At 70.4% G+C, this 24,788-nt stretch carries 26 protein-coding genes; 20 read left to right on the forward strand and 6 right to left on the reverse strand.

What is annotated here, in order from left to right; translation table 11 throughout:
• Nucleotides 1-14: 14 nt before the first annotated feature.
• The 12 genes from HCU73_RS05760 (at nucleotide 15) to HCU73_RS05815 (ending at nucleotide 9,914) form a co-directional block, all read left to right on the forward strand.
• Complete coding sequence (locus tag HCU73_RS05760; protein ID WP_168622482.1) at nucleotides 15-1,049, forward strand: MaoC family dehydratase; 1,035 nt, start codon at nucleotides 15-17, stop codon at nucleotides 1,047-1,049.
• A gap of 138 nt (nucleotides 1,050-1,187) precedes the next feature.
• Nucleotides 1,188-1,619 carry a DoxX family protein gene (locus tag HCU73_RS05765; RefSeq protein ID WP_168622483.1) on the forward strand — a complete coding sequence of 144 codons (432 nt, stop codon included), beginning with the start codon at nucleotides 1,188-1,190 and terminating at the stop codon, nucleotides 1,617-1,619.
• A gap of 226 nt (nucleotides 1,620-1,845) precedes the next feature.
• Complete coding sequence (gene sdhC, locus HCU73_RS05770) at nucleotides 1,846-2,229, forward strand: succinate dehydrogenase, cytochrome b556 subunit (RefSeq protein WP_168622484.1); 384 nt, start codon at nucleotides 1,846-1,848, stop codon at nucleotides 2,227-2,229.
• A gap of 11 nt (nucleotides 2,230-2,240) precedes the next feature.
• The gene (gene sdhD / locus HCU73_RS05775; protein WP_168622485.1) at nucleotides 2,241-2,612 is read left to right on the forward strand and encodes a succinate dehydrogenase, hydrophobic membrane anchor protein; all 372 of its coding nucleotides are present in this window, start codon (nucleotides 2,241-2,243) and stop codon (nucleotides 2,610-2,612) included.
• 7 nt (nucleotides 2,613-2,619) lie between these two features.
• Nucleotides 2,620-4,440, forward strand: a complete 1,821-nt coding sequence (gene sdhA / locus HCU73_RS05780; RefSeq protein WP_168622486.1) for a succinate dehydrogenase flavoprotein subunit — start codon at nucleotides 2,620-2,622, stop codon at nucleotides 4,438-4,440.
• A complete protein-coding gene (locus HCU73_RS05785) occupies nucleotides 4,440-4,763 on the forward strand; it encodes a hypothetical protein (protein ID WP_168622487.1) in 324 nt (107 codons plus the stop codon). The genes sdhA and HCU73_RS05785 overlap by 1 nt, the downstream gene beginning before the upstream one ends.
• Complete coding sequence (locus HCU73_RS05790) at nucleotides 4,763-5,050, forward strand: hypothetical protein (RefSeq protein ID WP_168622488.1); 288 nt, start codon at nucleotides 4,763-4,765, stop codon at nucleotides 5,048-5,050. The genes HCU73_RS05785 and HCU73_RS05790 overlap by 1 nt, the downstream gene beginning before the upstream one ends.
• A gap of 132 nt (nucleotides 5,051-5,182) precedes the next feature.
• Nucleotides 5,183-6,886, forward strand: a complete 1,704-nt coding sequence (locus HCU73_RS05795; protein ID WP_168622489.1) for a glycosyltransferase family 2 protein — start codon at nucleotides 5,183-5,185, stop codon at nucleotides 6,884-6,886.
• Complete coding sequence (locus HCU73_RS05800; RefSeq protein ID WP_239025465.1) at nucleotides 6,886-7,500, forward strand: hypothetical protein; 615 nt, start codon at nucleotides 6,886-6,888, stop codon at nucleotides 7,498-7,500. Before HCU73_RS05795 ends, HCU73_RS05800 begins: the two co-directional genes overlap by 1 nt.
• 106 nt (nucleotides 7,501-7,606) lie before the next feature.
• On the forward strand, nucleotides 7,607-8,386 hold the full coding sequence (locus HCU73_RS05805) for a succinate dehydrogenase iron-sulfur subunit (protein ID WP_168622491.1): 780 nt from the start codon (nucleotides 7,607-7,609) through the stop codon (nucleotides 8,384-8,386).
• A 166-nt stretch (nucleotides 8,387-8,552) separates the two neighbouring features.
• Nucleotides 8,553-8,693, forward strand: a complete 141-nt coding sequence (locus HCU73_RS05810; RefSeq protein WP_168622492.1) for a hypothetical protein — start codon at nucleotides 8,553-8,555, stop codon at nucleotides 8,691-8,693.
• 69 nt (nucleotides 8,694-8,762) lie between these two features.
• Nucleotides 8,763-9,914 carry a WD40/YVTN/BNR-like repeat-containing protein gene (locus HCU73_RS05815; protein ID WP_168622493.1) on the forward strand — a complete coding sequence of 384 codons (1,152 nt, stop codon included), beginning with the start codon at nucleotides 8,763-8,765 and terminating at the stop codon, nucleotides 9,912-9,914.
• A 4-nt stretch (nucleotides 9,915-9,918) separates the two neighbouring features.
• On the opposite strand, the gene trpS is transcribed toward HCU73_RS05815, so the two are convergent.
• Entirely contained in the window at nucleotides 9,919-10,944 is a 1,026-nt protein-coding gene (trpS, locus tag HCU73_RS05820) for a tryptophan--tRNA ligase (protein WP_168622494.1), read from the reverse strand.
• A gap of 99 nt (nucleotides 10,945-11,043) precedes the next feature.
• On the opposite strand from trpS, the gene HCU73_RS05825 reads away from it, so the two are divergent.
• Complete coding sequence (locus HCU73_RS05825) at nucleotides 11,044-11,727, forward strand: rhomboid family intramembrane serine protease (protein WP_168622495.1); 684 nt, start codon at nucleotides 11,044-11,046, stop codon at nucleotides 11,725-11,727.
• Here the strand turns inward: HCU73_RS05825 and murJ are convergent.
• The 3 genes from murJ to HCU73_RS05840 are packed head-to-tail and all read right to left on the reverse strand — an operon-like array spanning nucleotide 11,724 to nucleotide 17,278.
• Nucleotides 11,724-13,334 carry a murein biosynthesis integral membrane protein MurJ gene (murJ, locus tag HCU73_RS05830; protein ID WP_168622496.1) on the reverse strand — a complete coding sequence of 537 codons (1,611 nt, stop codon included), beginning with the start codon at nucleotides 13,332-13,334 and terminating at the stop codon, nucleotides 11,724-11,726. The genes HCU73_RS05825 and murJ overlap by 4 nt on opposite strands.
• A gap of 1 nt (nucleotide 13,335) precedes the next feature.
• A complete protein-coding gene (locus HCU73_RS05835) occupies nucleotides 13,336-16,164 on the reverse strand; it encodes a [protein-PII] uridylyltransferase (RefSeq protein WP_168622497.1) in 2,829 nt (942 codons plus the stop codon).
• Nucleotides 16,124-17,278, reverse strand: coding sequence for a penicillin-binding protein activator (locus HCU73_RS05840; RefSeq protein WP_239025466.1), 1,155 nt, complete (start codon nucleotides 17,276-17,278; stop codon nucleotides 16,124-16,126). Before HCU73_RS05840 ends, HCU73_RS05835 begins: the two co-directional genes overlap by 41 nt.
• 126 nt (nucleotides 17,279-17,404) lie before the next feature.
• On the opposite strand from HCU73_RS05840, the gene rsmI reads away from it, so the two are divergent.
• The 3 genes from rsmI to gshB all read left to right on the forward strand — a co-directional run bounded on the left by rsmI (nucleotide 17,405) and on the right by gshB (nucleotide 19,676).
• Nucleotides 17,405-18,304, forward strand: a complete 900-nt coding sequence (gene rsmI, locus HCU73_RS05845) for a 16S rRNA (cytidine(1402)-2'-O)-methyltransferase (RefSeq protein WP_168622499.1) — start codon at nucleotides 17,405-17,407, stop codon at nucleotides 18,302-18,304.
• Nucleotides 18,305-18,315: 11 nt separating this feature from the next.
• The gene (locus tag HCU73_RS05850; RefSeq protein ID WP_168623228.1) at nucleotides 18,316-18,672 is read left to right on the forward strand and encodes a YraN family protein; all 357 of its coding nucleotides are present in this window, start codon (nucleotides 18,316-18,318) and stop codon (nucleotides 18,670-18,672) included.
• Between the two features lie 71 nt (nucleotides 18,673-18,743).
• Nucleotides 18,744-19,676, forward strand: a complete 933-nt coding sequence (gene gshB, locus HCU73_RS05855) for a glutathione synthase (RefSeq protein ID WP_168622500.1) — start codon at nucleotides 18,744-18,746, stop codon at nucleotides 19,674-19,676.
• Here the strand turns inward: gshB and HCU73_RS05860 are convergent.
• Together HCU73_RS05860 and HCU73_RS05865 are read right to left on the reverse strand one after the other, a co-directional pair.
• On the reverse strand, nucleotides 19,673-21,211 hold the full coding sequence (locus tag HCU73_RS05860) for a YifB family Mg chelatase-like AAA ATPase (protein WP_168622501.1): 1,539 nt from the start codon (nucleotides 21,209-21,211) through the stop codon (nucleotides 19,673-19,675). The two genes, gshB and HCU73_RS05860, sit on opposite strands and share 4 nt — an antisense overlap.
• Nucleotides 21,212-21,262: 51 nt before the next feature.
• Complete coding sequence (locus HCU73_RS05865; RefSeq protein ID WP_168622502.1) at nucleotides 21,263-21,955, reverse strand: glutathione S-transferase; 693 nt, start codon at nucleotides 21,953-21,955, stop codon at nucleotides 21,263-21,265.
• A gap of 189 nt (nucleotides 21,956-22,144) precedes the next feature.
• Between HCU73_RS05865 and HCU73_RS05870 the strand changes: the two genes are divergently transcribed.
• From HCU73_RS05870 to HCU73_RS05880, 4 genes are read left to right on the forward strand one after another with little or no spacing between them, the layout of a single operon-like run.
• A complete protein-coding gene (locus HCU73_RS05870) occupies nucleotides 22,145-23,026 on the forward strand; it encodes an RNA polymerase factor sigma-32 (RefSeq protein ID WP_168622503.1) in 882 nt (293 codons plus the stop codon).
• The gene (locus tag HCU73_RS18810) at nucleotides 23,023-23,154 is read left to right on the forward strand and encodes a hypothetical protein (protein ID WP_275403008.1); all 132 of its coding nucleotides are present in this window, start codon (nucleotides 23,023-23,025) and stop codon (nucleotides 23,152-23,154) included. Before HCU73_RS05870 ends, HCU73_RS18810 begins: the two co-directional genes overlap by 4 nt.
• 8 nt (nucleotides 23,155-23,162) lie before the next feature.
• A complete protein-coding gene (locus HCU73_RS05875) occupies nucleotides 23,163-23,978 on the forward strand; it encodes a ChaN family lipoprotein (RefSeq protein ID WP_338051995.1) in 816 nt (271 codons plus the stop codon).
• Between the two features lie 36 nt (nucleotides 23,979-24,014).
• A complete protein-coding gene (locus tag HCU73_RS05880; RefSeq protein WP_168622504.1) occupies nucleotides 24,015-24,776 on the forward strand; it encodes a hypothetical protein in 762 nt (253 codons plus the stop codon).
• The last annotated feature ends 12 nt before the right edge of the window (nucleotides 24,777-24,788 follow it).

The following is a 24,788-nucleotide window of genomic DNA, read 5'->3' on the forward strand; positions in this document are numbered from 1 at the left end:
GGGACGACCGACCGATGACCAAGACCAACCCCGGCCGCTTCTTCGAGGATTACCGCGTCGGGCAGGTGATCGACCACGCCGTGCCCCGCACCGTGTCGGGCGGCGAGCGGGCGCTCTATCACGCGCTCTACCCGGCGCGGCATGCCATCTATTCCTCGGACGAGTTCGCCCGCGCCTGCGGCCTGGCCTCCAGCCCCGTCGACGACATGATCACCTTTCACACGGTGTTCGGCAAATCGGTGCCCGACGTGTCGCTGAACGCGGTGGCGAACCTGGGCTATGCCGAGGGCCGGTTCCACCAGCCCGTGTGGCCCGGCGACACCCTGTCGGCGCGGTCCGAGGTGATCGGGCTCAAGCAGAACTCCAACGGCAAGACCGGCGTCGTCTACGTCCGCACCGAGGGGCGGAACCAGCACGGCTCGGTCGTGCTTGACTACGTGCGCTGGGTGATGGTGCGCAAGAACGACCTCGACGCGCCCGCGCCCGAGACCGTCGTGCCGACGCTGGCAAGGGTCGTGGACCCGGCCACGCTGATCCTGCCCGAGGGGATCGACTTCACCCATTACGACCCGACCCTGGCCGGCGAACGCCACCGCCTCGGCGACTACGCGGTGGGCGAGGTGATCGACCACGTCGACGGCGTGACGATCGAGGAAGCGGAGCACATGATGGCGACGCGGCTCTGGCAGAACACGTCCAAGACCCATTTCGACGTGACCCCCCGCGCCGACCGGCGGCGGCTGATCTATGGCGGCCATGTCATGTCGATGGCGCGCGCCCTGTCGTTCAATGGCCTCGCCAACGCGCAGATGATCGTCGCGATCAACGGCGGCAGCCACGCGAACCCCTGTTTCGCCGGCGACACGCTGCGCGCCTGGTCCGAGGTGCTGGACGTGGCCGAGACGGCCGCGCCGGGCGTCGGCGCGATCCGGCTGCGGCTGGTCGCGGTGAACGAGGACGGGCGCGCGGGCGAGCTGAAGGACGCCGAGGGGAAATACCTGCCCCACGTGCTGCTCGACCTCGATTATTGGGCGTTGATGCCGGTCTGAGGTCGGTGCGGTCGCGCACGTCCAAGCGATTGAAGCGGATCTTCTGATCCCTGCCGCACAGGGTCTGCGCGTTGCGTCCGGCCCCGCGATACCCGATCTGCCGGGCCATCACACCCACGCAGACCGGAGCTTTCTCCCATGTCCACCCTCACCACCAACGACACCGCCCGCGCCCTGACCCTGCCGGGCGCCTCGGCCGCCCACTGGCTGGTCCGCGCCTCGCTGGCCGGCACCTTCCTGTTCCACGGCATCACCAAGTTCCCCTACCTCGCCGCCGGCGCCGAGATGATGGGCCTGCCGTTCTGGCTCTGGACCCTCGTCGCGGTCGTCGAGACCGGCGCGGGCCTCGCCATCCTGCTCGGCGGCGCGCTGCGCACCCGGCTCGGCGACCTCCTGACCCGCGCCGCGGGCCTTGGCGTCATCGCCATCATGATCGGCGCGATCTGGATGGTGCACTGGGGCCAGTGGAGCAACATCCCGTCCGAGACGCACCCCTTCGGCGGCATGGAATTCCAGACGCTGCTGCTGGCCCTCGGCGCCTACTTCACGCTGCGCGGCAACGACGCCTGAGCGGCCCGCGGCTGTCCCCAAGCCTTGCGCCGCCGGTCCCGTGCCGGCGGCGCGCCTTATGTGATCACAGAGAGAAAAACCGTGATCACAAACCCCGCGTCTGCGGCGTTTGGACCCAAGCCCGACCCCGGAATCCCCGCCTCGCGCAGGTGACAGCGATGTAAAATACGCTATGGATACAAGGCGACAACCGCCAGACCTTGAACAACCGGAAGGGTCCCTAGCCATGGCCGATGTGAACCGGGGAAACCGGCCGCTTTCCCCTCACCTCCAGATCTATCGCCCGCAGCTGAACTCCATCACCTCGATCTTCGTGCGCATCACCGGCAACGGGTTGATCGTCGGCGCGATCCTCGTGGTGTGGTGGCTGATGGCGGCGGCCAGCGGCGCGGCCTATTTCGACACCATCGACGGGCTGATCACCTCTGTCCTCGGTGACATCGTGATGGCGCTGTCGGTGCTGGCGCTGTGGTACCACGCGCTCGGCGGGGTGCGGCACCTGATCTGGGACACCGGCCGCGGCCTCGACGTCGAGACCTCGGACAAGATGGGCTGGGCCATGATCATCGGCTCGGTCGCCCTGACCTTCCTGACCCTGATCGCGATCTGACGGAGGATCCCATGGCCTATGTGACCGACCGCAAGCGCGTCGAGGGGCTCGGCTCCGCCAAGACCGGCACCGAGCACCACTGGACGATGACCGTCACCTCGGTGGCGCTCCTGATCCTGACCCCGTTCTTCCTCGGCATCGTCGGCGGCCTGCTGGGCCAGCCGCACGAGGCGGTGGTGGCCAGCCTGTCGCGCCCGATCCCGGCGCTGATCGTGGCGGCCTACCTCGTCGTGGGGATGCACCACATGCGGCTCGGCATGCAGGTGCTGATCGAGGACTACATCCGCGGCCTCGGCCGCAAGATCGGCCTGATCGCCACCACGCTCCTCTGCTACGGCCTCGCCGCCGGCGGGGTGGTGGCGCTGGCGCAGATTGCTCTTTGAGGACGAGATGAAAGATACCGTTTCCCCGGCCTACGACCTGAACACCCACACCTACGACGTCGTCGTGGTGGGCGCGGGCGGCGCGGGCCTGCGCGCCACGCTCGGCATGGCCGAGCAGGGCCTCAAGACCGCCTGCATCACCAAGGTGTTCCCGACCCGCTCGCACACCGTCGCCGCCCAGGGCGGCATCGCGGCCAGCCTTGGCAACATGGGCCCCGACCACTGGCACTGGCACATGTACGACACCGTCAAGGGGTCGGACTGGCTGGGCGACGTGGACGCCATGGAATACCTTGCCCGCGAGGCGCCCAAGGCGGTCTACGAGTTGGAACATTACGGTGTTCCGTTCAGCCGCACCGAGGACGGCCGCATCTACCAGCGCCCCTTCGGCGGCCACACCACCCAGTTCGGCGAAGGCCCGCCGGTGCAGCGCACCTGCGCCGCGGCCGACCGCACCGGCCACGCGATCCTGCACACGCTCTACGGCCAGTCGCTGAAGAACAACGCCGAGTTCTACATCGAGTATTTCGCCACCGACCTCCTGATGAACGACGAGGGCCACTGCGTCGGCGTCGTGGCGTGGAAGCTCGATGACGGCACCATGCACGTGTTCCGTGCCAAGATGGTCGTGCTGGCCACGGGCGGCTATGGCCGCGCCTATTTCAGCGCGACGAGCGCCCACACCTGCACCGGCGACGGCGGCGGGATGGTGGCACGGCAGGGCCTGCCGCTGCAGGACATGGAATTCGTCCAGTTCCACCCCACCGGCATCTACGGCGCGGGCTGCCTCATCACCGAGGGCGCGCGCGGCGAGGGCGGGTATCTGACCAACTCCGAGGGCGAGCGGTTCATGGAGCGCTACGCGCCCACCTACAAGGACCTCGCGTCGCGCGACGTGGTCAGCCGCTGCATGACCATGGAGATCCGCGAGGGCCGCGGCGTCGGCAAGGAGAAGGATCACATCCACCTCCACCTCAACCACTTGCCGCCGGAAACGCTGGCCGAGCGCCTGCCGGGCATCTCCGAATCCGCCAAGATCTTCGCCGGCGTCGACGTGACCAAGGAACCGATCCCGGTGCTGCCGACCGTGCACTACAACATGGGTGGCATTCCGACGAACTACTGGGGCGAGGTTCTGAACCCGACCGCGAAGAACCCCGACGCCATCGTGCCCGGCCTGATGGCCGTGGGCGAGGCGGGTTGCGCCAGCGTGCACGGGGCGAACCGCCTCGGCTCCAACAGCCTGATCGACCTCGTGGTCTTCGGCCGCGCCGCCGCGATCAAGGCCGGCCAGATCGTCGACCCCGACAGCGCCGCGCCGGACGTGCCGAAGGCGTCGCTCGACTTCGCCCTGTCGCGTTTCGACGACGTCCGCCACGCCAAGGGCAACGTCGCCACCGCCGAGCTGCGGCTTGAGATGCAGAAGACCATGCAGGCCGACGCCGCCGTCTTCCGCACCGACAAGACGCTGGCCGAGGGCGTGGAGAAGATGAAGGCCGTCGCCTCCAAGATGGACGACATCAAGGTCACCGACCGCTCCATGATCTGGAACTCGGACCTGATGGAGACGCTGGAGCTGACGAACCTCATGCCGAACGCGATGGCGACCATCGTGTCCGCCGAGGCGCGCAAGGAAAGCCGCGGGGCCCACGCCCACGAGGACTACCCCGACCGCGACGACGTCGACTGGCGCAAGCATTCGCTGGCCACCGTCGACGGCGCCGAGGTCGACCTGTCCTACCGGCCGGTGCACCTGAACCCGCTGATCGGGCACAACGAGGGCGGCATCGACCTCGACCGGATCAAGCCCAAGGCGCGCGTCTACTGATGCGCGCCGCGGCGCTGTCCCTTGTGGTCGTGCCGCTGCTGACGGCCTGCGTCGCGGCACCCGAGCCGCCGGCGCCGGCCCCGGTCGACCCCGTCCGCGAGGCCGCGCGTGCCAACGCCTCGGCCGAGATCGCGCCGCGCAACCCCGAATGGGGTGTCGACATCACCACGCTCTGCGCGCTTGAGGCCGCCACGCCCGACGAGATCGCCACGCTCGCCGCCCCCGCCGCGACGGGGCGCGCGGCGCTGGTGACGGCGCTGCTGGAGCGTGACGCGGCGATCCGCTGCATCAACCAGAACGTCACCATGACGGGCGTGTTCTGATGCGCGCGGCGCTGCTCCTCCTGCTGGCCCTGTCCCCGCTGGCGCTGGCGGCCTGCGGCGGCACCGTCAGCCCCGAGCGCGCCTACGAGGAATGCTCCGAGCGCGCCCGCCTCGCGGTGCGGCCACGGGGCACCGTGGGCCTCGGCGTGGGGTCGGGCGGCCCGGTGGGCAGCCTCGACGTGACCATCACCAGCGACTTCATCGCCGGCCGCGACCCGAACCTCGTCTACGACAGCTGCTTCCGGAATCTCACCGGCGCTGGCCCGACGCGGCCCCTGATCCTGTAACACCACCTGTCGTGCCCCCCGGATCACGCACCGCAACGCAGTGTGGTCCTGCCTCGACACGGATGTTGCTTTGAGTGGGTGCCCGGATATCCTGACCCGAACAATCGGGACGTCAGGCAGAAGAGCCGCCCAATGGAGCAAACGACACGCCTCGCGCGGGATGCCGATGCCGGCACGGCGGTGCGCCCCGGCCGGCGGGTGCTGTTCACCGCCGTCCGCAACGAGGCGCCCTTCCTGCTGGAGTGGATCGCCTACCACCAGGTCATCGGCTTCGACACCATCATCGTCGCGTCGAACGATTCCGACGACGGCACGGACGAGGTGCTGCAGGCGCTCGAGGCGGCGGGGCAGGTGCAGCACATCCGCCATTCCGTGCCGGTTGGGCAGCGGCCGCAGGCCAATGCGGCCAGGCTGGTCAATGACATGGGACTGCTCGCCGAGGGCGACTGGGCGCTGTGGCTGGATGCCGACGAGTTTCTCAACGTACAGGTGGGCGAGGGGCGGCTGGACGACCTGATCGCGGCCCTCGGCCCGCATGACGGGGCGCTGATCGCGTGGCGCATCTTCGGCGACGGCGGCAACGCACGGTTTCCGGGCAGGTTCATCAGCGACGCCTTCACCGGGGCCTCGCCCCCGATGTTCGAGAAGAACCTGGCGGTCAAGACGCTGTTCCGGTTCGGTCGCGGGGTCCGGGGGTTCGGGGTCGAGGGCAACCACCGCCCGGTGCTCGCGGGTGGGCCCGACAGTGCCGGCCTGAGGTTCCTCGCCCCGAACGGTCAGCCGATCAGGACGAAGAACGGGGTCCATGCCAAATGGATGGCCGGCAAGGATACGGGCGGCAACTGGGGTGTGCCGAGGGCCGAGCTGGGGCACGCGCTGGCACAGATCAACCACTACATGGTGCGCACCCCGGACGTCTACGAACTCAAGAAGGCACGCGGGCGGGGCTGGGCGGCGAAGGTGGCCGACAACAGCAACAGCCGTCACACGGATGACTTCTACGCCATCAACAACCGCAACGACGCCGAGGACCGGTCGATCCTGCGGTTCGAGTCGGAGGTATCGGCGCGCATGCAGCATCTGCTCAAGGACGACGCGACCCGTCTCGCGCAGGAGGCCGCGCAGGAGCGTGCCGCCAGGTCGCTTGCACCCGCCGATGAGCCGGTCCCGGTCACGGACCGGTCCGAAGGGCGCGGCGACACGCGCCCCACCCCGTTCGAACCCCTGCACGGAGATGATTTCATCTTCTTCATCGGGTTCAACAAATGCGGCACCACGTCTCTGCACGGTCTGCTGATCGGGTCGGGGATCGCGGCGCATCATTGGCAGGCGCGGGGAAGGAAGAACCTCGCCCAGGTCATGCAGATGAACCGGGCCCTGGGTCGGAGGCCGTTCTTCGGGTTTGAGAAGGTCGTCGGTTTCTCCGACATGACCTACGCGGACAGGGGCATGTTCCTCGAAGGCTGCCTGCATTTCGACGAGCTGCATCGCGCCTATCCCGATGCGTATTTCGTGCTGAATACACGGCCCGAGGACAGGTGGATCCGGTCGCGCCTGAATCACGGCGACGGCAGTCTGCTTGCCCGTACGATGGCCGCCACCGGCCTGTCCAGGGAGGAGATCGTCGAGAGCTGGACGCAACTTTTTCGCGCGCACCACGCCAGGGTCGAAAGCCATTTCAAGGGGCACCCGCGCTACCTGCGCTTCGACATCGAGAACGATCCGGTGTCGTCCCTGGCCGGCTTTCTCGCACCGCGGTTTGAACTGGACATCAGCAAGTGGCAAAAACTGAACAGCACCCGGGCGACGGTCGATCCACGGGAGGCAGAAGACTGATGGAACCGGTTCGTTCAGAGGATCAGGCCCCGGCCGCGGAGTTCGTCCTGACCCTGCCGGGCCCGGCGGCAGACATGTTGCGGGCGACCTATGCCAAGGCGGACGTGGTGCTGGAATACGGCAGCGGCGGGTCGTCCTTCGTGGCGATGGAACTGGGCGCGCGCAAGCTGTTCACCGTCGAGAGCGACGCGGACTGGGCCGCCCGGATCGACGCCAGCCTCGCCGCGAGGTTCCCCGGTGGCGGCGCGCAGGTGCACCATGTCGACATCGGCCCGACCAAGGCATGGGGGATGCCGGCCGACGACAGCGGCAAGGCGAATTATCCGGCTTACGCCACCTCTGTCTGGGACCGCCCCGATTTCGAGATGCCCGACGTGGTCCTGATCGACGGGCGGTTCCGCGTCGCCTGTTTCCTGACCGTCATGCAACGCGCCACGCGGCCCGTGACCGTCCTGTTCGACGATTACCACCACCGGCCCGAATACCACTGGGTCGAGGACTTCGTCCGCCCGATCGGACGCGCCCGGCGCATGGCCCGCTTCGAGGTGGTGCCGCAGCCCTGGCCGCCCGAGGCCCTGACGCGCATCCTTGCGGCCTTCGTCGACCCCCGTTAGCGCCCCCGTTGCGACATTATGCGGCGCGGTGCCGGCTGTGGACCGGGCGAAAAACCGGTATACCTCGGTCGACACATCGAACTGGCACTGAACAGGGCTTCGCACCATGGTCGAATTCGCGCTTCCCAAGAACTCCCGCATCCGCACGGGCAAGACCTGGCCCAAGCCCGAGGGCGCGACCAACCTGCGCAAGTTCCAGATCTACCGCTGGAATCCCGATGACGGTGAGAACCCGCGCGTCGACACCTACTGGGTCGACATGGACACCTGCGGCCCAATGGTCCTGGACGCGCTGATCAAGATCAAGAACGAGATCGACCCGACGCTGACCTTCCGCCGCTCCTGCCGCGAGGGGATCTGCGGCTCCTGCGCCATGAACATCGACGGCATCAACACGCTGGCCTGCATCTACGGCATGGACGAGATCAAGGGCGACGTGAAGATCTACCCGCTGCCGCACATGCCGGTGATCAAGGACCTGATCCCCGACCTGACCCATTTCTACGCCCAGCACGCCAGCATCATGCCGTGGCTGGAAACCAAGACCCAGCGCCCCGAGAAGGAATGGCGCCAGTCGATCGAGGACCGCAAGAAGCTGGACGGTCTCTACGAATGCGTGATGTGCGCGTCCTGCTCCACCTCCTGCCCGTCCTACTGGTGGAACGGCGACCGCTACCTCGGGCCGGCGGCGCTGCTCCATGCCTACCGCTGGATCATCGACAGCCGGGACGAGGCGACGGGCGAGCGGCTGGACGACCTCGAGGATCCGTTCAAGCTCTACCGCTGCCACACCATCATGAACTGCGCCAAGACCTGCCCCAAGGGCCTGAACCCGGCCAAGGCGATCGCGGAAATCAAGAAGATGATGGTGGAACGCCAGCTCTGAGGCCCCCGGCCCGGCACGGCGACCCAAGATCGACCCCGCCCTGATCCGGCGGGGTCTTTCTTTTGCGCCCACCGCAAGGGGGCCATGCGCCATCGACGGTTCCGACTGGGCACCGGGATGCCTAGCTTGGGGGCAAGGGAGGCACCGACGACAAGGAGACATCCCGATGTCCGAGCAGCCGACCACCCCCGCCCCCGACGCCGACGCGGCCCTGCGCCTTCTGGACGAGACCTGGGCCTATTTCACGCCCGGTCCGCGGCCCGTGCCGCCGACCACGGCCTACGACGACGCGCCGGTCGCGGCCTGAGCGCCGAAATCCCGCCAAGCCGCCCGCGGTTTCGTGCTACCCTCTCCGGGCAACCGGGGAGGGGCTTTCATGTCGGGCAACGTGCATCTGCTGGTCGGCACAACCAAGGGCGCCTTCGTCCTGTCGCGCCGCGACCGCGGGGCGTGGGCGGTCAGCGGGCCCCACTGCGCGGGCTGGTCGATCAACCACATGGCCGCCGATCCCGCGACGGGGGCGATCTGGGCGGGCGGCGGCGGCGATTGGTGGGGGGCGGGGGTCTGGCGGTCCACGGATGCCGGCGCGACCTGGACGCTGGCCAAGCTGTCGTCGGGCCAGATGGACCAGTGGGCCGCGAATGACCCGAGCTTCGCGGCGATGATCGGCTGGGAGGCGACGGAGCCCCCCTTCGGCGACACGCTGCATTCGGTCTGGTCGCTGCACCACGCCCACGGGGTGCTCTGGGCCGGGGCGAAGCCCGGGACGCTGCTGGAAAGCCCGGACGGCGGCGTGACCTGGGCGCGGAACGAGGCGCTGGCCAACTTCCCGGGGCGGGAGGACTGGAACGGCGGCGCGGCCGGCCTGACGCTGCACACCATCGTCACCGCGCCCGAGGATCCGCGCAAGATCTGGCTCGGCATCTCGGCCGCCGGCGTCTTTGCCTCCGAAGATGGCGGCGCCAGTTGGGAAAGGCGCAACCGCCTGTCCAACGCCGCGTGCTGTGAAGGGCACGACCACCCCGCCGCCCCGCGCGACGGCGAGACCGGGCATTGCGTGCATAACATGGTCCGCGCTCCGGGCTCGGACCTGCTCTACCAGCAGAACCACCATGGCGTCTGGCGCTCGCGCGATGGCGGACGGCACTGGGACGATATCACCGAGGGGCTGCCGTCGACCTTCGGCTTTCCCATCGCGGTCCATCCGCATGATCCGATGACGCTCTGGACCCTGCCGCTGAACGGCGACAGCGCCGGGCGCTACCCGCCCGGGGCCAGCGCCGCCGTCTGGCGCTCGCGCGACGGCGGCGCGACCTGGGAGGCGCAGCGCGAGGGCCTGCCGCAAACGGCCTGCTTCTTCACTGTGCTGCGGCAGGCGATGACGACCGACGACAGCCCCGAGGGCGGCGTCTACTTCGGCACCAACACCGGCTCGGTCTTCGCCAGCGACGACGCCGGCGCAACCTGGGACGAGATCGCGCGCCACCTGCCCACCGTCCTGTCGGTCGAGGCGGTGGAGATGGCCTGAGCCCTCAGCTCCGCAACATGCCCACGATGTCGTAGGTGCGGTCGAGGATCGGCACCGTGATCTCTCGCGCGCGCTCGGCCCCGCGGCCGAGAATGCGGTCGATTTCCGCGGGGTCGGCCATCAGGCGGGTCATCTCGGTCGAGATCGGCGCGAGCTTGTCCACAGCGAGGTCGGCCAGCGCCATCTTGAACTGGCCGAACAGCCCGCCCGCGTGCTGATCCAGCACCGCCTGCGGGTCGATGTCGGCCAGCGCCGCGTAGATGTTCACCAGGTTGCGGGCCTCGGGCCGGGTCTCCAGCCCCTCCAGCGCCTCGGGCAGCGGGTCGGGGTCGGTCTTGGCCTTGCGGATCTTCTTGGCGATCTCGTCGGCGCTGTCGGTCAGGTTGATGCGCGTCTTGTCCGACGGGTCGGACTTGGACATCTTCTTCGTCCCGTCCTGCAGGTTCATCACGCGGGTCGCGGCGCCCTCGATCACCGGCTCGGTGATGGGGAAGAAGTCGACGCCGTAGTCGTGGTTGAACTTGGCCGCGATGTCGCGGGTCAGCTCGAGGTGCTGCTTCTGGTCCTCGCCCACGGGGACGTGGGTGGCGTGGTAGACGAGGATGTCGGCGGCCATCAGCGCGGGGTAGGCGAACAGGCCCAGCGAGGCCGCCTCGGCGTTCTTGCCGGCCTTGTCCTTCCACTGGGTCATGCGGCCCATCCAGCCCATGCGCGCCACGCAGTTGAAGATCCAGGCCAGCTGCGCGTGCTCGGGCACCTGGCTCTGGTTGATCAGCACCGATTTCTCGGGGTCGATGCCGACGGCGATGAAGCCCGCGCAAAGCTCGCGGGTGTTGTGGATCAGCTCGTCGGCCGGGACCAGGCGGGCGGTGATCGCGTGCAGGTCGACCATGCAGTAGATGGTCTCGTGGGTGCCCGCGTCCTGCATCGTCACGAAGCGCTTCATCGCGCCGAGGTAGTTGCCCAGCGTCAGCCCGCCCGAGGGCTGGATGCCCGAGAACACGCGGGGGGTGAACTGCGTCTCTGCCATGATCGTCCCTCGGCCCTGACTGCGCGCTCGCCCCTCTGGCCAAGCGCCGCCGCTTCGCTTACCCACGGGGGCAAATGGCGTCAACCGAGGGCCGCCGCGATGGATCAGCACAATGTCTCGCCCTTCAACGCGCTGCCGCCGGTGGTGGTGGCGCTGGCCGCGGTGATCTTCGGGCTGGAGGTCATGTTTCAGGCCGCGACGGCCGGGTTCCTGGGCGGGCAGGGCGGCGTCGGCTGGCGGCTCGACGCGATCCGCGACTACGGCGTCTTCGACGAGGTCGCGGCCTACATGTGGGACAACGGGGTCTACCCGCCGGCGGAGCTCCTGCGGCTCCTCACCTATCCCCTGATCCACGGCGGGTTCGTCCACGCGACCTTTGTCGTCGTGTTCATCCTGGCGATCGGCAAGATGGTGGCCGAGGTGTTCTCGCCGCTCGCCTTCATGGCGCTGTTCCTGGTGTCGTCGGTGGCCGGCGCGCTGGGCTTCGTGGCGCTGATGAACAGCCCCTATCCGCTGATCGGGGGGTATCCGGGCGTCTACGGGCTGATCGGGGCCTTCACCTTCATCCTGTGGACGCGGGAATCCTTGCGCGGCGGCAACCGCTACCGGGCCTTCGGGCTGATCGGGGCGCTGCTTGCGATCCAGCTGATCTTCGGGCTGCTGCAGGGCGAGTTCGGCAACGTCGTCGCCGACCTGTCGGGCTTTGCGACCGGCTTCCTGATGTCCTTCGTGGTCAGCCCGGGCGGCTGGCGCCGGGTGCTGGCGAGGCTGCGCAGCCGTTAGCGGCGGCGCAGCGCGTTGGCGAACTCGGCGATGCGGAAGGCGCCCAGCGCCTGCCCGACCAGGCCGTAGGTCACGATGCCGCCGCCCACCAGCACCGCCAGCGCGATGTAGCGCCAGCCCGGCGTGCCCAGCGCCGGCGCCAGCAGCGTCGCGCCGATGACGAGGACGACGCCCATCAGCATCGAGGCCAACACGATCCGGCCGACCCGCTGGCGGTACCGGTCGTCGAACATGGCGACGTCGCCCATGCCGCGCTTGCCGCGCAGGAGCAGCCAGACCATGGCCCAGCCCGCCACGCTGGTGGCGATGGCCGCGCCGACGAAGCCGATGGTGAAGGCAAGGCCGACGGCCACGACCCCGTTCACCACCATCGCCACGAGCGCGAAGCGGAACGGCGACCGGGTGTCCTCGCGCGCGAAGTAGAGCGGCTGCAGCACCTTCTGCATCACGAAGGCGGGCAGGCCGATGCCGTAGGCGGCCAGCGCCAGCGCGGTCTGCACGCTGTCCTCGGCGGTGAAGGCGCCGCGCTCGAACAGGACCGACACCAGCGGCAGGGGGATCACGCAGAGCGCCACGGCGGCCGGCACGGTCAGGGCAAGGCAGATCTCGCCCGCACGCGACAGCGCGTAGCGGCCGCCGGTGACGTCGTCGGCCTGCAGGCGGCGCGACAGGTCGGGCAGGAGCACGATGCCGATGGCGATGCCGACCACGCCGAGCGGCAGCTGGTAGAGCCGGTCGGCCAGGCTGAGCCAGACGATGGCGCCGTCGAAGAAGCTGGCCACCTGGCGGCCGACGAGCAGGTTCACCTGCACCACGCCGCCGGCCAGCATGGCGGGCAGCATGATGACGGCCAGCCGCTTCATGTCGGGCGTCAGTCGCGGCATCCGCGGCAGCAGGGCAAAGCCGGTGCGCGCCGCCGCGACCCAGACCAGCGCGACCTGCGCGATCCCGGCGAACAGGATGCCCCAGGTCAGCACCGCGCCGTAGCCCAGGCCCTCGACCTGCTCGGGCGTGATCTCGCCGCCCTCGGGGATGATGACGCCGGGGACATAGCCCTTGTCGGCCAGCACCAGCACCGCGATCAGGATCAGGTTCAGCAGGATCGGCGCGGCCGCGGCGGCGGCAAAGCGGCCGGTGGCGTTCAGCAGCCCCGACAGCAGCGCCGCGAGCGAGATGAACAGGATGTAGCCGAAGGAGATGCGGCCGAACTCCACCGCGAGGTCGAAGCGCACGTCGCCCGCAAAGCCCGACGCCATCGCCAGCACCAGCCACGGCATGACCAGCTGCGCCACCAGCGTCAGCAGGATCAGCACCGTCGCCAGCCCCGAGAACGCGTCGCGGGCAAAGCCCAGCGGGTCCTCGTCGGCCTCCAGCTTCTTGGAGAACATCGGCACGAAGGCCGTGTTGAAGGCGCCCTCGGCAAAGAAGCGGCGGAACATGTTGGGCAGGGCGAAGGCGACGAAGAACGCCTCGGACACCGGCCCGACGCCCATGAAGGCCGCGATCAGGATGTCGCGGACGAAGCCGAGGATGCGGCTGCCCAGCGTCCAGACGCCGACCGTGATGAACCCCGAGACCAGCCGGATCGGCCGCGCGATGCCGTTCATGTCAGGCGCCCGCCCGCTCGGCCACGCGCGCGATGGCGTCGCGCAGCTTGCGTTCCAGGTTGTCCTGCCGCGACTTGGTGTAGAGCTTCAGGCCGAACATGTCCTTGACGTAGAAGGTATCGACCACCTGCGCGCCATAGGTCGCGATCACGGCCGACGAGATGTAGATGTTGTTGGCCGCCAGCGTCTTGGTCAGGTCGTAGAGCAGGCCGGGCCGGTCGCGGGTGTCGACCTCGATGATGGTGTAGATCTCGGATCCCTCGTTGTCGAAGGTGATGTTGGTGGGCACCGCGAAGGGGCGCTCGCGCTTCTTGATCTTCTCGCGGCCCTCCAGCGCGCGCGAGGCCACGACCTCGCCCCTGAGCGTCTTGGCGATCATGTCGCGCAGGCGGGGCAGGCGGCGGGCCTCGTAGGGGTTGCCCTCGGCGTCCTGCACCCAGAACACGGCGGTCGCGAAGCCGTCCTTCGAGGTGTAGGTGCGCGCGTCCACCACGTTGGCGCCCACCAGGCTGAGCGCGCCGGCCAGCCGGCTGAAGATGCCCGGGTGGTCGTGCAGGGCGAAACAGACGCGGGTGGCGTCGCGGTCGGTGTCCTCGCGGGTGTCGATGCGGATCTCGCTGTCGTCCAGCCCGCGCAGCATCTCGGCGAAGGTGACCTGCGTCGCAAGGTCGAGGCCTTGCCAGTAGGGGCCGTAGTGCCGGTCGACCTCGGCCTTGAGCTCGGCCTTGGGCCAGCCGTCCAGCGCGTCGCGCAGCGCGCGCTTGGCCTCGCCCTCCAGCTTGTCGCGGTTGAGGTCCTCGAGCCCGGTGTCGAGCGCGGTGGCCGTCGCCCGGTAAAGCCCGCGCAGCAGCGTGGCCTTCCAGTTGTTCCAGGTGTTGGGGCCCACGCCGCGGATGTCGCAGACCGTCAGCACGGTCAGGAGCTCCAGCCGCTCGCGGGTCTTCACCGCCTTGGCGAAGTCGCGCACCGTGCGCGGGTCGGCGATGTCGCGCTTCTGCGCCATGTCGGACATCAGCAGGTGATAGCGCACCAGCCATTCCACCGTCTCGGCCTCGGCGGGCTTCAGCCCCAGCCGCGGCGCGACGGCCCGCGCGATGCGGGCGCCGACGATCGAGTGGTCTTCCTTCCGGCCCTTGCCGATGTCGTGCAGCAGGCAGGCGATGAACAGCACCTTGCGGTTCACCCCGCGCTTGAGGATGCCCGAGGCGACCGGCAGCTCCTCGACCAGCTCGCCGCGCTCGATCTGCGCGAGGGTCGAGATCACCTGGATGGTGTGCTCGTCCACCGTGTAGCTGTGATACATGTTGAACTGCATCATCGCCACGATGGGCGCGAATTCCGGCACGAAGGCCCCCAGCACGCCCAGCTCGTTCATGCGGCGGAGCGCGCGTTCCGGGTTGCCGTGCTTCAGCAGCAGGTCGAGGAAGATCGTCACCGCCTCGGGGTCGCGGCGCATCTCGTCGTCGATCTGCCCCAGCCGCGCCGAGATCGCGCGCATGGTGTCGGGGTGGAGCAGGTAGCCGGTGCGCAGCCCCTCCTCGAACACCCGCAGGAGGTTCAGCTTGTCCGCGAAGAACCCGGCCTCGTCGGCGATGGCGAGGCGGTTCTGCTTGAGCGCGTAGCCGTCCCTGAGCTTCTTGCGGCGGGTGCGCCCGCGCAGGAAGCCGAGGATCGCGGGCTCCTGCTTGACGTGGCGGGCCTCCAGCTCGGTCAGGAAGATGCGGGTCAGCTCGCCCACGCGGGTGGCGTGGCGGAAATAGTCCTGCATGAAGTGCTCGACCGCGCGCCGGCCGGAATGGTCGCGGTAGCCCAGCCGCTCGGCCACGGCGACCTGGTTGTCGAAGGTCAGCTGGTCCTGCGCCCGCGCCGCGATCAGGTGCAGGTGGCAGCGCACCGCCCAGAGGAACCGCTCGGCCGCGTCGAAGGCGGCGAATTCCTCGGGCCGGAACACGCCGAGCCCGACCAGCTCCGAGGCCGTGCGCACGCCGTGCTCGTATTTGGCGATCCAGTAGAGGGTCTGCAGGTCGCGCAGGCCGCCCTTGCCCTCCTTGACGTTGGGCTCCAGCACGTAGCGCTGCCCGCCCTGCTTCTTGTGGCGGGTGGCGCGTTCCTCCAGCTTGGCCTCGATGAACTCGCCCACGGTGCCGCGGAACAGCTGCTCGCGCAGCGCGGTCTTGAGCTCGCGGCCGAGCCCCTCGTCCCCGGCGAGGTAGCGCATTTCCAGCAGGCTGGTGCGGATCGTGATGTCCTGCTTGCCGAGCCGCAGGCACTCCTTCACCGTCCGGCTGGCGTGGCCGACCTTCATGTGCAGGTCCCACAGCATGTACAGCGCGCTCTCGATGACGCTCTCGATCTGCGGGGTGATCTTCCACGGCGTGACGAACAGCAGGTCGACGTCCGAATAGGGCGCCATCTCGCCTCGGCCGTAGCCGCCGACCGCCATCACCGCCATGCGCTCGCCCTCGGTGGGCAGCGGCGTGCGGTGCAGGTGCCGCTCGGACACGTGCAGCACCGCCCGCACCAGGCCGTCGGTCAGGAAGGTGTAGGCCCGCGTGATCCGCCGCGCGGTCAGCGGGTGGGTGGCGATGCCGGCCTCGATCGCGGCGCGGCCGGCCTCCTGCGCGGCCTGCAGCACGCGCACGGCCGCCGCCCGCACCTGGCCGGGGTCGGTCAGCCCCGCCACGGCGGCGTCGAGCCGGTCGCGCAGGGCGGCTTCGTCCAGAATCTCCGTCGCCGGCGCGATCAGCTCGCCCGGTTCGGAGGGGACGGGGGGAAGCGTCGGGTTCCGGTCAGAAACCGAAACCGCCAAGGCGTCTTGGGGCGGGGTCAATCATGGCCACCTGGTTGTCGATCACTTGGGCAATGGCCATCGCGCGCTCGTTCGTGCCATCGGGCAGGAGCCGGAATACCCCGTTCGCGCCCTGGAAGCCAGCGCTGGCCGTGAGGTCCGCCGCGCCGAGCCGCCCGGTCGCGGCCGCGGTCTCGCCCACCGCGCGGATCGCGTCGTAGCCGAGCGCGCCCAGCAGGTGCGGGGGCGTACCGTAGGTGGCCTCGTAGCGGGCGTTGAAGTCGGCGGTGGCCTGCGGGTCGGGCACGGCGAACCAGCCGCCCTGCAGCCCCGACAGCTCCAGCGTCTGCGGCGGCGTGTCCCAGCGGGTCAGGCCCAGCATCCGCACCGCCTCGGTGTCGAGCCCGTTCTCGGGCAGGAGCTGCGCGAAGAAGGGCAGCGCGCCGGAGCTGTCCGAGGTCAGCATCAGCGCGTTGGCGCCGTTGTCGCGCACGGCCGACACGATCTGCGGCACCACGTTGATCACGCCGGTCTGCGAGAACTCGTAGGGCACGGTGGCGACGACGGTCGCGCCCGAGGCCTGGGCCGCGCGCAGGACGGCGTCGCGGGCGACCTCGCCGGCGAGGTTCTGGGCGTGGGTCAGCACGATCCGGTTGCGGCCCTGCGCGGCGGCGTAGGACACGACCCGCGCCGCGGTGTTCTGGAAGGTGTGGCCGAGCACGAAGACGTTGCCGCCCGCGATCTCGGTGTTGTTGGAGAAGCTCAGCACGCTGACGTTGGAGTTCGCCACCGCGACGCCCACGGCGGCGGCGGCGTCCGACCGCAGCGGGCCGATGATGACGTCGGCGCCGGCCTGCACGGCCTGGCGGGCGACGGCAGCGGCCTGGGCCGACTGGCCTGCGGTGTCGTAGACGGTGATCTCGACGGTCACGCCCTGCAACTCGGACGCGGCCATGCGCGCGGCGAATTCGAGGCTCTGGGAGATCACGGCGTCGCCGCCCTGGCCCGAGGTCTGCGGCAGAAGCATGGCGACCTGGATGGTCTGGCCGCCCACGCGCGGACCCGCGCCGCCGGGCGCGCCGACCTGGCAGCCCGCCAGCGCCAGGGCCGCCGCCGCGGCGCCGAGCCATCGCAAGGGGTTGCGGAGAAGACGCATTGCGGAAAACATGGGCGGGTGACCTCCGTTGGGCGCTGCCGGTCCTGCGCGACTAGGCTAAGGCGTCCCGCGTGGCAAGTAAACGATGCCGGCGCGCGGGGCGGCGGGACGGGCGGGACGGCACCGATGGACGAGCACGGGCAGGCGACCGGGGGGCGGCGGGCGGAGCTGGCGCCGGGCCTCTACCTGGTGGCGACGCCGATCGGCGCGGCGCGGGACATCACGCTCCGGGCGCTCGACATCCTGGCCACCGCCGAGGTGCTGGCGGCCGAGGACACGCGCACGCTGCGCCACCTCATGGACATCCACGGGATCAAGCTCGGCGACCGGCCGCTGATCGCCTACCACGACCACAACGGCGCCGAGGCGCGGCCCCGCATCCTGCGCGCGCTGTCCGAGGGGCGCAGCGTCGCCTACTGCTCCGAGGCGGGCACGCCCGTGGTGGCCGACCCCGGCTACCAGCTGGCGCGGGCGGCGATCGGGGCGGGCCTGCCGGTGACGGCGGCGCCGGGGCCGTCGGCGGCGATCATGGCGCTCAGCCTGTCGGGGCTGCCCTCGGACCGGTTCCTGTTCGCGGGCTTCCCGCCGGCGCAGGCCGGGGCGCGCGCGCGCTGGCTGGACGAGATCGGGGACGTGCCGGCGACGCTGATTTTGTACGAAAGCCCCAAGCGCATTAGCCGATTGTTAGGGGAATTGTGCGAGGCATGGGGCGCGGATCGGCCGGCGGCGCTCTGCCGGGAACTGACCAAGCGATTCGAGGAGGTGCGGCGCGGCACGCTCGGGGCGCTCAGGGACGGTCTGGCCGAGGCGCCGGTAAAGGGCGAGATCGCGCTGGTGGTCGGGCGGCCGCTGGACGTGGCGCCCGAGGCGGCGGACGTGGAGGCGGCCCTGCGCGAGGCGCTGGGCCGGCTCCGGGTGAAGGAGGCGGCCGCCGAGGTGGCCGAGGCGCTGGGGCTGCCCCGGCGGGACGTGTATCAGATGGCGCTGGCGTTGAAGGACGCGGGCGGGCCGGAGGACGAGGGATGAAGGCACGGGCGATCAGCGGATTGCGGTCCTACCTGGCGGGCAAGGCCGCCGAGGACAGCGTGATGCAGGCCTACGTGGCGCGCGGTCACCGGCTGCTGACGCGGCGCTGGCGCGGACCCTCCGGCGAGATCGACCTGATCTTCGAGAAGGGCGGCGAGATCGTATTCGTCGAGGTGAAGTCGTCGCGCAGCCTCGCGGCGGCCGCGGCGCACCTGACCCGGCGGCAGATCGGCCGGCTGCTCGCCAGCGCCGAGGCGGCGCTGGGGCAGTTCGCGTCGGGATCGCTGACGCCGATGCGCTTCGACGTGGCGCTGGTCGACGGCGCCGGCCGGATCGACGTGATCCCGAACGCGCTGCAGGCGGGCTGATCGCGGCGCCTTGCACCCGGCCCCGCCCCGCGCCAAACAGGGCGCGAGGAACCAGCCCGGGAGTTCGGACCATGAAGGTCGCCTTTCAGATGGACCCGATCGGGTCGGTCAACATCGACGCCGACAGCAGCTTCCGCCTCGCCGAGGAGGCGCAGGCGCGCGGCCACGAGCTCTGGGTCTACACCCCCGACCACCTGAGCTACCGCGAGGGGCGGATCATGGCGCTGGCCCAGCCGGTCCGCGTGCAGCGGGTGAAGGGCGACCATGCCCGGCTGGGCGAGCGGGTGGACCTCGACCTGGCCGAGGTCGACGTGGTCTGGCTCCGGCAGGACCCGCCCTTCGACATGGGCTACATCACCACGACGCATCTCCTCGACCGGCTGAAGGGGCAGACGCTGGTGGTGAACGACCCGTTCTGGGTGCGCAACTCGCCCGAGAAGCTGCTGGTCCTCGACTTCCCCGACCTGACGCCGCCCACCGCCATCGCCCGCGACCTGTCGGTGCTCAAGGCGTTCAAGGCCAAGCACGGCGACATCATCCTCAAGCCGCTCTACGGCAATGGCGGCGCCGGCGTGTTCCGCCTGCCCGAGAGCGACCGCAACCTGAACTCGCTGCACGAGCTTTTCACCGGCATGAACCGCGAGCCCCTGATCGCGCAGAAATACCTGCCTGACGTGGCCAAGGGCGACAAGCGCATCATCCTCGTCGACGGCGAACCCGTGGGCGCCATCAACCGGGTGCCCGCCGAGGGCGAGACGCGGTCGAACCTGCATGTCGGCGGCCGCGCGGAAAAGATCGGCCTGACCGAGCGCGAGCGCGAGATCTGCGCCGCCATCGGCCCGCGCCTGAAGGAGATGGGGCAGGTCTTCGTCGGCATCGACGTGATCGGCGGCTACCTCACCGAGATCAACGTGACCTCGCCCACCGGCATCCAGGAGCTGGAGCGCTTCGACGGCATCAACGCCGCCGCGAAGATCTGGGAGGCGATCGAGGGCAAGCTCTAGGCCTTCGCCCCGATCAGCCGGTAGCCCAGCGCCTCGGCGATGTGCGGCTGGCCCACGCCCGCCGCGCCCTCGAGGTCGGCGATGGTGCGCGCGAGCCTGAGGATCCGGTGGTAGCCCCGCGCGGTCAGGCGGAAGCGGTCGGCGGCCTTCAAAAGGAAGGCCTTTCCCTCCGCATCCGGCGTCGCGATCTCGTCGAGCAGCGCCCCCTCGGCGTCCGCGTTCACCCGCGCCGACGCGCCCAGCGCGGAGAAGCGGGCCGCCTGCACCGCCCGCGCCGCCGCGACGCGTTTCGCGATCTCCACGCTCCGTTCCCCGGTCGCGGGCAGGTCGAGGTCGGCATAGGCCACCGGCGGCACCTCCAGCCGCAGGTCGAAGCGGTCCATCAGCGGCCCCGAGATGCGTCCCATGTAGTCATCGCCGCACAAGGGCGCCCGCCCGCAGGCCTGCGCCGCGTCATAAAGCTGCCCGCAGCGGCAGGGGTTCGCCGCCGCGATCAGGAGGAACCGGCAGGGGTAGGTGACATGGGCGTTGGCACGGGCCACCACCACGTCGCCGGTCTCGATCGGCTGGCGCAGGGTTTCCAGCACCGCGCGCGGGTATTCCGGGAACTCGTCGAGGAACAGCACGCCGTTGTGCGCGAGGCTGATCTCGCCCGGCTTCGCCCCCCGCCCGCCGCCGACGATGGCGGCCATGGACGCCGTGTGGTGCGGCGCGCGGTAGGGCCGGCTGCGCGAGATGCCGCCATCGGTCAGGAGCCCCGCCAGCGAGTGGATCATCGAGGTCTCCAGCGCCTCGGGCGCCGACAGCGGCGGCAGGATGCCGGGCAGGCGGGCCGCCAGCATCGACTTGCCCGACCCCGGCGCCCCCACCATCAGCAGATGGTGCCGCCCCGCCGCCGCGATCTCCAGCGCGCGCTTGGCGCGTTCCTGCCCGCGCACCTCGGACAGGCATTTCGGGCTGGCGTCCTCCCGCACCTCGCCCGGGCGGGCGGGCTCCAGCGGGGCGCGGTCAGTCAGGTGGGCGATCAGCTCGGCCAGCGACCGCGCCGCGAAGACCGGGGTCGCGCCGACCCAGGCGGCCTCGGCCCCGCAACCGGCGGGGCAGTAGAGCACGCGCCCGTCCTCGCCCGCCGCCAGCGCCGTGGGCAGCGCGCCGATGACCGGCACCAGCGTGCCGTCGAGCGACAGCTCGCCCAGCGCCATCGCGGTCTCGATCCGCTCGCGCGGCACGATGTCGAGCGCCGACAAGAGCGCCAGCGCGATCGGCAGGTCGAAATGCGACCCCTCCTTGGGCAGGTCGGCGGGCGACAGGTTCACCGTGATGCGCTTGGACGGCAGGGCGATGGCCATGGCCGACAGCGCCGTGCGCACCCGTTCGCGGGCCTCGGACACCGCCTTGTCGGGCAGGCCCACCACGGTGAAGGCCGGCACGCCCGCCGTGACCGCGCACTGCACCTCGACCCGGCGCGCCTCGAGCCCCTCGAAGGCGACCGTATGAATGCGGGACAGGCTGTCGGGGCGCGGGGCGTCGAACATGGTTAACGCCTACCCGCCAAGCGTTAGCGAATCGTAAACCCGTGCGGGCGCTCAGGCGTCGGGCGGCAGGATCGGGAAGGGGCGGCGGGGCAGGCCCATCTCGTAGGTCGGCTGCTCGGGGCCTGCCGTTTGCCCCAGCGCGCGCCACTGGCGCAGCGGCCCGTGGGCCAGATGCGCCGCGACATAGGCCTGCGCCCGGTCCGACACCGGCAGGCCGTAGCCCGCGATTCGCATGGCGACGGGGGCGTAGAACACGTCGGCCAGCGTGTAGGCGCCGAACAGGAACGGCCCGCCCGAGCGGTCCAGCGCCGCGCCCCAAAGCGCCTCGAGCCGGGCGAGGTCGGCGCGGACGGCGTCCGACGGCACGAAGCCGTCCCAGGCATTGCGCAGGTTCATCGGGCAGGCGCTGCGCAGCGGCTGGAAGCCCGCGTGCATGATGGCGATCAGGCTCTGGGCCGTGGCGCGGTCGACCGGGTCCGTCGGCAACAGGCCGCGGTCGGGAAAGGCCTCGGCCAAGTGCCAGGCGATGGCGATGCTGTCGGATAGGAGCCCGCCCTCAGGCGTCCACACCGCGGGCACGCTGCGGAGCCCCGGGGCGAAGCGTTCGAGGTCCGCGCGGAACGCGTCGCGGTAGAGGATGGTCGTCTCCACCTGCACGGGGATGTCCCAGGCCGCGAAGGGGAGCCAGCCGCGCAAGGACCAGCTGGAATAGGAACGGTCACCGATGAGGATGCGATGGGTCATGGACGCGATTGCGCATGGGCGGCCCGGATCGGTCAATCGCGAAATCGTGATGGCCGAAATGACCGCGACATATGCCGCCCCGCGAAATTTTCTATCCCAAAAAGTGAACCAACCGGTCTTTCGCTGCGTAACACCCATCAGAACGCTGCTTGCCAATGGCGTCATCAACGCAAACCGGGGGGTTCCCAGATGGCACTGGACATGGGTGGAGAACACAGCCTCAGCCGCCGCGCGATGCGGGCCGAGCTGCTGGACGCGGAGACGGAACTGAGGCTCGCCTACGCCTGGCGGGACCAGCGGGACGAGGAGGCGCTGCACCGGCTGGTGACGGCCTACATGCGCCTCGCGATCTCGATGGCGGCCAAGTTCAAGCGCTACGGCGCGCCGATGAACGACCTGATCCAGGAGGCCGGCCTCGGCCTGATGAAGGCCGCCGACAAGTTCGACCCCGACCGCGGCGTGCGGTTTTCCACCTACGCGGTGTGGTGGATCAAGGCGTCGATCCAGGACTACGTGATGCGCAACTGGTCAATGGTGCGCACCGGGTCGACCTCGTCGCAGAAATCCCTGTTCTTCAACATGCGCCGCGTCCAGGCTCGGCTCGAGCGCGAGGCGCTGGCCCGGGGCGAGAACCTCGACAAGCACCAGCTGCGCCAGATGATCGCGACCGAGGTGGGCGTGCCGCTCCACGACGTCGAGATGATGGAAGGGCGGCTCGCCGGCTCCGACTACTCGCTCAACGCCACCCAGTCGGTGGACGAGGAGGGTCGCGAATGGATCGACGCGCTGGAGGATGACAGCGCGCAGGCCGCCGACATCGTCGAGGAAAGCCACGACACCGCCCAGCTGCGCGACTGGCTGATCATCGCCATGCAGGCCCTGAACGACCGCGAGCGCTTCATCGTGCGCGAGCGCAAGCTGCGCGAGGAGCCCCGCACGCTGGAAAGCCTCGGCGACGAGCTGGGCCTGTCCAAGGAGCGCGTGCGCCAGCTCGAGGCCGCCGCCTTCGCCAAGATGCGCAAGACGCTCGAGGCGCAGTCCAAGGAGGTCCGGTCATTCTTCGCCGCATGACGTTCCACGCGCCGCTGGCAATGCTGGCGGGCCTCTTCGTGCTGTCGATCGCCGTCGCCTCGCCCGAGGCGCGCGTCGGCGGGCACGGGGCGCCCGCCGTGCCGGTGACCGTCGCCTTCCTCCGCTGAGCCGCGCCGTGCGGCCTGTCCGGGCTGGGTTCGCCCTGTTCCTTGCGCTGGCCGCGACCGAGGTCGCGGCCGAAGGCGCGTCGGTGCCCGACATCCTGGCCGCCGCCGCCGGGGCCGGGGTGGTGATCCTCGGCGAGGTGCACGACAACCCCGCCCACCACGTCACGCAGGCCGAGGTGCTGGCGGGTCTCGGTGCGACGGCCATCGTGTTCGAGCACATCACGCCCGCCCAGGCCGCGCTGGTGACGCCCGGCATCGCGGCCGATGCCGCGGCGCTGGCCGCGGCGCTCGACTGGGACAATTCCGGCTGGCCCGACTTCGCCAATTACGCGCCGCTCTTCGCCTTCGGGGCCGAGGTGCCGGTCTACGGCGCGCTGGTCGGGCGCGAGGCGGCGCGCGGCGCCTTCGACGGCGGCGCGGCGGCGGTGTTCGCGGGCGACGCAGGCCGCTTCGGGCTCGACCGGTCGCTGCCCGAGGCCGAGCAGGCCGCGCGCGAGGCCGAGCAAATGGCCGCCCATTGCGACGCGCTCCCGCCCGAGATCCTGCCGGGCTTCGTCGAGGCGCAGCGCCTGCGCGACGCCGCGCTGGCCGAGGCCGCGCTGGCGGCGCTGGAGGCGCACGGCGCCCCCGTGGCCGTCATCACCGGCAACGGCCACGCCCGGGCCGACTGGGGGGTGCCGGCGCTGATCGCGCTGGCCGCGCCCGAGGTGGCCGTGTTCACCCTCGGCCAGTTCGAGGCCGTGCCGGAGGACCCCGTGCCCTTCGACCTGTTCACCGTCGCCGACCCCGCCGACCGCCCCGACCCCTGCGCGGCGTTTCGCTGACTGGCGCGGGGCGGCGAAACCGCCGATGACGGGCCCATGTCGCCGCGCCTGATCCGCTGGATGTTCCGCCTGAGCCTCGCGGGGTTCCTGGCGACCCTCGCCGTCTACGGCGCGCTGGTCGCGGCCCTGGCCTGGCCCGCCCCGCTGTTTTCCCACGCGCGGACGGGCGGCGCGATCACCTTTCACGCCCGCGACCCCCTGCCGCCCGAGGCGGTGCGGCTGGGGCAGGAGATCACGGCGCTCCTGTCCGCGGCGCCCTTGGGCGCGCCCGCGCCGGTCGATGTCTGGCTGGTGCCCGAGGGGCCGCTCGTCGGTCTGTTCTTTTCCGGCTCGCCGCGGGCGTCCGGGCTGACCTACCCGGTGGTCGCACCCGCCCACGTGTTCCTGCGCCACGCCGACATCCCCGCGAACCGGCTGGTGCGCGACGGCCGCGCGGTGCCGCCGCCGCGGACGCTGGGCTACTACCTCGTGCACGAGATCACGCATCTGCAGCTGGCCGCCCATGTCGGGCGCTGGCGCATCGTGCGGATGCCGCGCTGGATCAATGAGGGTTACGCTGATTACGTCGCCCTCGGCCCCGCGCCGCCCGCCATGGTGGCGCGGGGGCTGGCCGGCCTGCCCCTGCCCGCGGTCGAGTTCGGCACCTATGCGCGGGAACGGGTCTGCGTGACGCTGGCGCTGACGCATCTGGCGGGCGGGCCCGAGGCGCTGTTCGCGCTCGACGCGGAACTGCCCGCCGACCGGCCCTGCCCGGTGCTGCCGGAGTTCGGGATTGCCCTTGCGGGGGGGCGGCCCTAACCTCGGGCGCGG

Source organism: Roseicyclus persicicus (assembly GCF_012395815.1).
Taxonomy (GTDB): Bacteria; Pseudomonadota; Alphaproteobacteria; order Rhodobacterales; family Rhodobacteraceae; genus Roseicyclus; species Roseicyclus persicicus.

What these genes read in the sequence shown, in the direction of transcription:
- HCU73_RS05760 (WP_168622482.1), top strand. Translation starts at nt 15, where the DNA reads ATGACCAAGACCAACCCCGGCCGCTTCTTCGAGGATTACCGCGTCGGG.
- HCU73_RS05765 (WP_168622483.1), top strand. Translation starts at nt 1,188, where the DNA reads ATGTCCACCCTCACCACCAACGACACCGCCCGCGCCCTGACCCTGCCG.
- sdhC (WP_168622484.1), top strand. Translation starts at nt 1,846, where the DNA reads ATGGCCGATGTGAACCGGGGAAACCGGCCGCTTTCCCCTCACCTCCAG.
- sdhD (WP_168622485.1), top strand. Translation starts at nt 2,241, where the DNA reads ATGGCCTATGTGACCGACCGCAAGCGCGTCGAGGGGCTCGGCTCCGCC.
- sdhA (WP_168622486.1), top strand. Translation starts at nt 2,620, where the DNA reads ATGAAAGATACCGTTTCCCCGGCCTACGACCTGAACACCCACACCTAC.
- HCU73_RS05785 (WP_168622487.1), top strand. Translation starts at nt 4,440, where the DNA reads ATGCGCGCCGCGGCGCTGTCCCTTGTGGTCGTGCCGCTGCTGACGGCC.
- HCU73_RS05790 (WP_168622488.1), top strand. Translation starts at nt 4,763, where the DNA reads ATGCGCGCGGCGCTGCTCCTCCTGCTGGCCCTGTCCCCGCTGGCGCTG.
- HCU73_RS05795 (WP_168622489.1), top strand. Translation starts at nt 5,183, where the DNA reads ATGGAGCAAACGACACGCCTCGCGCGGGATGCCGATGCCGGCACGGCG.
- HCU73_RS05800 (WP_239025465.1), top strand. Translation starts at nt 6,886, where the DNA reads ATGGAACCGGTTCGTTCAGAGGATCAGGCCCCGGCCGCGGAGTTCGTC.
- HCU73_RS05805 (WP_168622491.1), top strand. Translation starts at nt 7,607, where the DNA reads ATGGTCGAATTCGCGCTTCCCAAGAACTCCCGCATCCGCACGGGCAAG.
- HCU73_RS05810 (WP_168622492.1), top strand. Translation starts at nt 8,553, where the DNA reads ATGTCCGAGCAGCCGACCACCCCCGCCCCCGACGCCGACGCGGCCCTG.
- HCU73_RS05815 (WP_168622493.1), top strand. Translation starts at nt 8,763, where the DNA reads ATGTCGGGCAACGTGCATCTGCTGGTCGGCACAACCAAGGGCGCCTTC.
- trpS (WP_168622494.1), bottom strand. Translation starts at nt 10,944, where the DNA reads ATGGCAGAGACGCAGTTCACCCCCCGCGTGTTCTCGGGCATCCAGCCC.
- HCU73_RS05825 (WP_168622495.1), top strand. Translation starts at nt 11,044, where the DNA reads ATGGATCAGCACAATGTCTCGCCCTTCAACGCGCTGCCGCCGGTGGTG.
- murJ (WP_168622496.1), bottom strand. Translation starts at nt 13,334, where the DNA reads ATGAACGGCATCGCGCGGCCGATCCGGCTGGTCTCGGGGTTCATCACG.
- HCU73_RS05840 (WP_239025466.1), bottom strand. Translation starts at nt 17,278, where the DNA reads ATGCGTCTTCTCCGCAACCCCTTGCGATGGCTCGGCGCCGCGGCGGCG.
- rsmI (WP_168622499.1), top strand. Translation starts at nt 17,405, where the DNA reads ATGGACGAGCACGGGCAGGCGACCGGGGGGCGGCGGGCGGAGCTGGCG.
- gshB (WP_168622500.1), top strand. Translation starts at nt 18,744, where the DNA reads ATGAAGGTCGCCTTTCAGATGGACCCGATCGGGTCGGTCAACATCGAC.
- HCU73_RS05860 (WP_168622501.1), bottom strand. Translation starts at nt 21,211, where the DNA reads ATGTTCGACGCCCCGCGCCCCGACAGCCTGTCCCGCATTCATACGGTC.
- HCU73_RS05865 (WP_168622502.1), bottom strand. Translation starts at nt 21,955, where the DNA reads ATGACCCATCGCATCCTCATCGGTGACCGTTCCTATTCCAGCTGGTCC.
- HCU73_RS05870 (WP_168622503.1), top strand. Translation starts at nt 22,145, where the DNA reads ATGGCACTGGACATGGGTGGAGAACACAGCCTCAGCCGCCGCGCGATG.
- HCU73_RS18810 (WP_275403008.1), top strand. Translation starts at nt 23,023, where the DNA reads ATGACGTTCCACGCGCCGCTGGCAATGCTGGCGGGCCTCTTCGTGCTG.
- HCU73_RS05880 (WP_168622504.1), top strand. Translation starts at nt 24,015, where the DNA reads ATGTCGCCGCGCCTGATCCGCTGGATGTTCCGCCTGAGCCTCGCGGGG.